The organism is Bacteroidia bacterium (genome assembly GCA_025056095.1).
GTDB lineage: Bacteria > Bacteroidota > Bacteroidia > JANWVE01 > JANWVE01 > JANWVE01.
This window is the reverse complement of the sequence record JANWVW010000194.1, coordinates 1-5,267: the sequence shown is the minus strand read 5'-3', so window position 1 is coordinate 5,267 and position 5,267 is coordinate 1. Positions and strand designations below refer to the sequence as shown.

Genomic DNA, 5,267 nt, shown 5'->3' with positions numbered 1-5,267 from the left:
CGTTAGCGAAGTACCGAAGCGAAAGCGCAGTGCGGAATGCCCCGACCCTTGCGTCAGCAAGGGGCACGCCCAAAAAAAACTAAAATAAAAAACAAATATACTATAAAGCTTTTGCGGTCTAACCGTAGACCACAAAAGCAAAGAATTTTAGTTAGTAAAAATAGTCTTACTGTACTGCTTTTACAATTTGTGCAAAAGTATCTGCATGATGAACTGCTAAATGGGCTAGTACCTTACGATTGATAATAATGTTTTTCGCATGCAGCTTGCCCATAAATACAGAGTAAGACATACCATACATGCGTGCAGCCGCGTTGATTCGTTGAATCCAAAGGGATCGAAAATCTCGTTTTTTGAGTTTTCTACCCCTGTATGCATGCAGCATGGCTTTCTCCACGCTATTTTTAGCGATTGTGTAAACCTTGCTTCTTGCGCCCCAATACCCGCGGGCGGCTTTGAGAATCTTTTTACGTCTTGCTCTTGAAGCTACTGAATTTACTGAACGTGGCATAATTATTTCAAATTTAGTCCGAACGCAAGTGGCTTACGCACTTTGTTACTTGCTTCGAAAATGGCTCGCAAAATTAAAAAAGTTTAGATTAACAACAAACGCTTAACTCTGTCCATGTCTGCTTTACTAACTACGGTCTTTTGACTTAAATGTCGCTTGCGCTTAGTAGCCTTTTTAGTCAAAAGGTGGCGCATGTTTGCTTTTTTGCGTCTTACTTTTCCTGTTCCTGTTAAGGAAAAGCGCTTTGTAGCTCCCGAATTTTGTTTCAACTTTGGCATATCCTTGTTTATTTTATGAAACTATGACTTTTTACTCTTGCTATTAGGTACAAGTATCATGAACATTCGCTTCCCTTCTAGCCTAGGTTCAATCTCTATCTTAGCATAAGCTGACATTTCTTCAGCAAACCTTCTAAGCAGCTCCTCTCCTCGCTCCTTGTAAATGATACTTCTACCATGAAACTGCACATAACACTTGACCTTATTTCCTTTTTGAATAAACTCTATAGCGTGCTTGAGTTTGAAGGCAAAATCATGGTCGTCCGTGTTAGGACCAAAACGAATTTCCTTCACTTCTACTACCTGCTGCTTCTTTTTGAGTTCTTTTTCACGCTTCTTTTGCTCATACCTGAGCTTAGAGTAATCCGATATTTTGCAGACAGGTGGATCTGCATTAGGCGCTATCTCTACCAAATCTAAGCCCTCTTGGCGCGCTAAGTCTAACGCTTCTTCTAAGGTCATGATTTGGTTGAAGCCTTCGCCCACTACTCGTACAGTAGGTGCTTGAATCTCCTCGTTGATTCTGTACAATTCTTTATTCTTAGAATTGTCTTTTTTATTCTCTTCCGTAGTACTTTCTCCCTTCTGAAATTTGGACTGCAAAATTGATAACTTCGTTCCAAAAAAACAAACTCTTGAAAAAATTTTTTTATTCTGATTTGCTTTCTTTATTTTTGCACCTATGGATACTCACGCTATTCAAAAAAAATACAAGAGCTAACAGATTTAGTTAATGAGCATAACTATCGCTACTATGTTCTTAACGATCCCATTATATCCGACCAAGAATTTGATGCCCTACTGAAAGAGCTTATAGAACTTGAAAAAAAGTATCCCCAATTTGCTTTACCTGATTCCCCAACTCAACGAGTAGGTTCTGATATTACCAAAAAATTTCCTACCATAGAGCATGAAGTCCAAATGCTTAGCTTGGACAATTCATACACGCTTCAAGACATAGTAGATTTTGATGAACGTGTCCAAAAAGGTCTAGAAGGTAAACCATACCAATACACTTGTGAACTCAAAATTGATGGTTTAGCTATTAGTTTAGTCTATGAAAATGGTAAATTGTCCTATGCTGCTACCCGTGGAGATGGCAGAATTGGAGAAGTTGTAACTAATAATGTAAAAACTATTAAGACCATTCCTTTAAGATTACATGGGGAGGTAGTACCTACGTTTGTAGAAATAAGAGGTGAGGTCTACATTTCTAAATCTAACTTTGAGAAAATTAACCAAGAACGGATTGAGCAAGGCGAAGAGCTGTATGCAAATCCACGCAACTTTGCTTCGGGAAGTTTGAAACTACAAGACCCTCGTGAAGTAGCGCGTCGTAGATTAGACTTCTTCCCCTATTATGTACGTTTGAAAGATAATGAACCTCATTTGAATATACGTACACAATATGAAGGATTTGAGTGGCTTAAAAGGTGGGGCTTCAAGGTCAATCCTCATGTAAGACTTTGTAATTCCTTGCAGGAAGTTCAAGAATACCTTCAAGAATGGGAGAACAAACGATTTACTTTGGACTACGAAACAGACGGAGTTGTAGTCAAGGTAAATGATTATACACAACAAAATATTTTAGGCAACACAAGTAAGTTTCCTCGTTGGGCGTTTGCATACAAATATGCGGCACAACAAGTAGAAACCGTGTTAGAAAGTATTAGCTTTCAAGTAGGGCGAACAGGTGTAGTTACGCCCGTAGCTAACCTCAAACCTGTCCATTTAGCAGGAACTACTGTAAAAAGAGCTACTCTACATAACGCCCAAGAAATAAAACGCTTAGATATACGTGTAGGCGATACGGTATGGATTGAAAAAGGAGGAGAAATTATCCCAAAAGTAGTACGTGTAAACCTACAAAAAAGACCTCAAAACAGCCAACCCTTTGAGTTTATCAAAAACTGTCCCGAATGTAATACACCCTTACAAATAAGTGAAACAGGTGTGCACCATTATTGTCCGAATGCTTATCAATGTCCACCTCAAATTATAGGTAGAATTGTGCATTTTGTCCGCCGTAATGCTATGGACATTCAAGCAGTAGGTGAGGAAAAAGTAGAACAATTTTATAAAGCAGGTTTAATTCGTACACCCGCAGATTTGTATAAAATTACCGAAGAAGACTTGCTTAAATTGGACCGTTTTGGAAAAAAATTAGCTCAAAACGTACTTGAAGGAATACAAAAAAGTAAATCACAACCTTTTGAACGAGTTTTGTTTGCTTTGGGTATTCGGTATGTAGGCGAAACCGTAGCCGTTAAATTAGCTCAACATTTTAAGAGCATAGATGCTTTGTTCAACGCTACGGCAGAAGAGATTAGCCAAGTCCATGAAATAGGGGAAAAAATTGCCCAAGCAGTGGTAGAAGCAGCTCATAATCCGTATTATGTGCAGTTGGTTAAAGAACTTAAAGAAGCAGGTCTACAATTTAGTGTAGACGAAAGCCAAGTACAACAAAGTGTGATATCTAATAAACTACAAGGTCTAACCTTTTTAGCAACAGGTACTATGAAAAATTTTACGCGTGAGCAGATAGAGAAGGTTATACGTCAGAATGGGGGAAAGGTAGCTTCTTCGGTATCTAAAAATCTTTCTTATTTGATTGTAGGGGATGAACCAGGTGAAACTAAAATTAAGAAGGCAAAAGAGCTAAACATCAAGATGATTAGCGAACAGGAATTTTTGGATATGTTGCATAGTTAATAGTTAAATAGTTAACTTTTTAATTTTTTGGGCGTGCCCCTTGCTGCGCAAGGGTCGGGGCATTCCGCACATAGCCCGCAGCACGCGGACCTTGTGGGCAAAAACTCCATATAAGGGTACGCCCAAAATATTGAACAAATCAAACAAAAATTTTCAAAAAAATAGTTAAAGTTTGAATAACCTCATGCACACAGTTGATTAAGTTCAAACTAAGCATAATTATGCTTATCTTTGTATTGCAGTGGCTAAAACATTTTTTGACAAATGGATTGCCGTATGTTTTAGTAGTTTACTGATAGTAGTGCGAACCTTAACTTATGCAGAGGGCTATTATTATGTGTATAACATTTACATTTCAGGGAACAGAGTTACTCACGAAAAAGTAATTTTACAAGAGCTCAACATTCGCCCTAACGATAGTCTACCCAAAAGTGAGATTAAGTCTTATCTTCAAAAGGCACGCAATAGAATTTACAATTTAGATTTATTCAACGAAGTAAAAGTAAGCTACCAAAAATGCACTGCCGATACAAATTTTATTATCATTGATGTGATAGTTACAGAAAGGTGGTATATATGGCCTGTACCTGTTTTTGAGTTGAGAGATAGAAACTTAAATATATGGTGGCAACATAAAAGCTTTAAGCGAGTTACTTATGGCATAACAGGCGGAGTTGAAAATTTCAGAGGTCGGAATGAAACAGTGGGAATTAGCTTGACAAATGGTTATGCCAAAGCAGCTATCTTTTTTTACGATATCCCAAATTTGAGCTACAAACATAGAATTGGCTTAAATCTTTTAGCCAGCTATTCGGAAAGAAAAGAAGTCGTATTTAGTACAAAAGAAGGTAGAGAGCAGTTTTTTAGACAAAAAGTTTATGCTAGTCGATTTTACAGGGGCATACGTATAGATGCCTCAAAAAGAATTACCCTGCTGCGCAAGGTAGATGCTTACGTGCATTATCGTAATTTTTCTGTATCGGATTCTGTTTTGATGCTCAACCCTGACTACTTGATGGGCAAATCTCATATTCATTACTTAAAAATGGGCGTAAAATATACAGACAATCATGTGGATATTGTGGAGTATCCCCTAAAAGGATATTACTACACCATAGAAGGGACAGACATAGGTATAGGCAGCAAGCAGTTTCATAGTGTAAAACTAAAACTCAACTATCAATTTTATGGCAAGTTGTGGGGAAAAAGGCATTATTGGAAATATGAAGGTTTAGCAGCGGGAATTACAGGTAAAAGATTGCCCTTTGAGGAGTACATTTTCATGGGCTATGACCACGTTATTCGTGGAAATGAGTATTATGTACAGCAAGGGCATGCACAGGTTTTACAAAGCATAGAATATAGATATGTTTTAGTTCAACGCAGAACCTACCTCATGAGCTGGATGCCTATTAGACAGTTTAGGGATTTACCTTTTGCTATGTACCTAACTACTTTTTACGACGTAGGATATACCCACGCGCGCGTATCTTTAAATAATCCACTTAATAACCGATGGTTGTATGGATATGGTATAGGAATAAACTTTCTTGCCCCTTACGGCACCGTCATAAAAATAGATAGATCTTGGAATCAATACAGAGAGAAAGGATGGTTTGTAGCGGTAAAGATAACTTTTAGGTAAATTTTGGAGATTAAGTTTATTTTTCTGGGCGTGCCCCTTGCTGACGCAAGGGTCGGGGCATTCCGCACTACGCTTCGCTTCGGTGCTCCGCTAACGCTGCGCACTGCCTATCGGCATGCTC

Annotated in this window: 6 protein-coding genes; 2 read left to right on the top strand and 4 right to left on the bottom strand. The window is 38.2% G+C overall.

Annotation, left to right across the window (positions count from 1 at the left end):
• Positions 1–166 precede the first annotated feature (166 nt).
• From rplT to infC, 3 genes are all read right to left on the bottom strand, one after another.
• Positions 167–511, bottom strand: coding sequence for a 50S ribosomal protein L20 (gene rplT, locus NZ519_11635; protein MCS7029405.1), 345 nt, complete (start codon positions 509–511; stop codon positions 167–169).
• Positions 512–594: 83 nt separating this feature from the next.
• Complete coding sequence (gene rpmI, locus NZ519_11630) at positions 595–789, bottom strand: 50S ribosomal protein L35 (protein ID MCS7029404.1); 195 nt, start codon at positions 787–789, stop codon at positions 595–597.
• A gap of 21 nt (positions 790–810) precedes the next feature.
• Positions 811–1,392 carry a translation initiation factor IF-3 gene (infC, locus tag NZ519_11625; GenBank protein ID MCS7029403.1) on the bottom strand — a complete coding sequence of 194 codons (582 nt, stop codon included), beginning with the start codon at positions 1,390–1,392 and terminating at the stop codon, positions 811–813.
• A gap of 105 nt (positions 1,393–1,497) precedes the next feature.
• Here infC and ligA point away from each other — a divergent pair, with 105 nt between their 5' ends.
• Positions 1,498–3,501: an NAD-dependent DNA ligase LigA gene (gene ligA / locus NZ519_11620; protein MCS7029402.1), complete on the top strand. Its 2,004-nt coding sequence runs from the start codon at positions 1,498–1,500 to the stop codon at positions 3,499–3,501.
• A 3-nt stretch (positions 3,502–3,504) separates the two neighbouring features.
• Here ligA and NZ519_11615 read toward each other — a convergent pair whose 3' ends face one another.
• Complete coding sequence (locus NZ519_11615; protein ID MCS7029401.1) at positions 3,505–3,627, bottom strand: hypothetical protein; 123 nt, start codon at positions 3,625–3,627, stop codon at positions 3,505–3,507.
• 115 nt (positions 3,628–3,742) lie between these two features.
• On the opposite strand from NZ519_11615, the gene NZ519_11610 reads away from it, so the two are divergent.
• Positions 3,743–5,146 (top strand): hypothetical protein, encoded by a 1,404-nt coding sequence (locus NZ519_11610; GenBank protein MCS7029400.1) that lies wholly within the window; start codon positions 3,743–3,745, stop codon positions 5,144–5,146.
• Positions 5,147–5,267 lie beyond the last annotated feature (121 nt).